The following is a 1373-nucleotide window of genomic DNA, read 5'->3' on the forward strand; positions in this document are numbered from 1 at the left end:
CGCGGCGGCCGCGCCGCGGCCCGTGAGGCGACGGCGTGGCCATTCTGCCACGCCGCGCGGCTATCGCGGCGGCGGCGTTGACCTTGCCGGTCGTTAACCTCACTTTGCATCAAAGGCTTCGGCGTTTCCGTCTTGGGAATTCCTAAAGCCAGCCGGTCGCAGGATGACCGCCTGTCCCGTCAGAGGTTGCCCCCATGGTTGCGTTCCCAAGCCTGCGTTCTCTCGTGCTCGCTGCCGTGCTCACCGCCGGGGCGGGGGGGAGTGCGGGCGCGGCTGAACTGTTCTCGCCGCCGCCGGCCACGCCCGTGGCGCCCTCGGTGAACGAGGACTGGTATCTGACCATCGGCGTCTCAGGCGCCGCCGAGCCGAGCTATCCCGGCGCGGACAATTATTCCTTCCGCCCGGGCCTCATCTTCTCCATCCGCAAGGCGAGCCAGCTCAACGTCTTCCGCTCGGTCGACGACAATCCGTCCTTCGCCGTGTTCGACACCGGCAATTTCCGCGTCGGCGCGGTGGGGCGCATCGACTGGGGCCGGAACGCCAGCGATTCGTCGCGCCTGACCGGCCTCGGCGACGTGGACGCCTCGGTGGAGGCGGGCGGCTTTGCCGAACTCTACGTCACCGACTGGCTGCGCACCCGCGCCGAACTGCGCTACGGCGTCGGCGGCTTCGACGGCATCCGCGGCCTGCTCGCCGCCGACGTGATCGTGCCCTACGGCCAGTGGCGCTTCGCCGTCGGCCCGCGCCTGACCTATGGCGGCTCCGGCTACATGGAGACCTTCTTCGGCGTCACGCCGCAGCAGGCGGCAGTCGCCACCCTCCTCGGCAATCCCATGCCGGCCTACAAAGCGGGCGCCGGCTTCGATCTGGTGGGCGCCACGGCGCAGCTCACCTACAATTTCCGCAACGGCTTCGAGACCGGCGTGTTCGGCAGCTACGGCCGCCTCCTGGGCGACGCGGCCTCCTCGCCGCTCACCAGCGACGCCAACCAGTTCATGGCCGGCGTCTCGGTCAGCTACACCTTCAATATCGGCAAATCCTGGTGGTGAGCCGCCGAACGGCCGCCTGAGGGCAGCGTTCGCCCCAGGCGGCAGGCGGCAGGCGGCGCAGTCGCGCTGCATTCCAGGCGTTCGACCCTTTTTCCGGCGCACCCCTCACCCCGGCCCTCTCCCGCAAGGGGAGAGGGGGCGCGAACGAGTGGGCCGGCGCTTTCATCGAAGGGCGTAAGCAGAGGGCGATGCCCGCCCGGGCACTCCTCCCCGTAGCTTCGGACGGACGCCTGGCTCCCCAATCCCCTCGCGGGAGAGGGGATTGGGGGTGAGGGAGGGGCGGCCCTGCGCCCGACATCGCCCTTGGACCCCGGCGCACCTCGC

Annotated in this window: 1 protein-coding gene; it reads left to right on the forward strand. The window is 70.3% G+C overall.

The features are described from left to right. The first annotated feature begins 194 nt into the window (after positions 1–194). Complete coding sequence (locus tag AC2W7M_RS25520) at positions 195–1049, forward strand: MipA/OmpV family protein (RefSeq protein ID WP_486135903.1); 855 nt, start codon at positions 195–197, stop codon at positions 1047–1049. Positions 1050–1373 lie beyond the last annotated feature (324 nt).

This window comes from Xanthobacter sp. BG11Y11_SDJG (genome assembly GCF_057364445.1).

Bases quoted from the DNA above. Each gene is read 5' to 3' on its own strand.
- AC2W7M_RS25520 (WP_486135903.1), top strand. From the start codon at position 195: ATGGTTGCGTTCCCAAGCCTGCGTTCTCTCGTGCTCGCTGCCGTGCTC.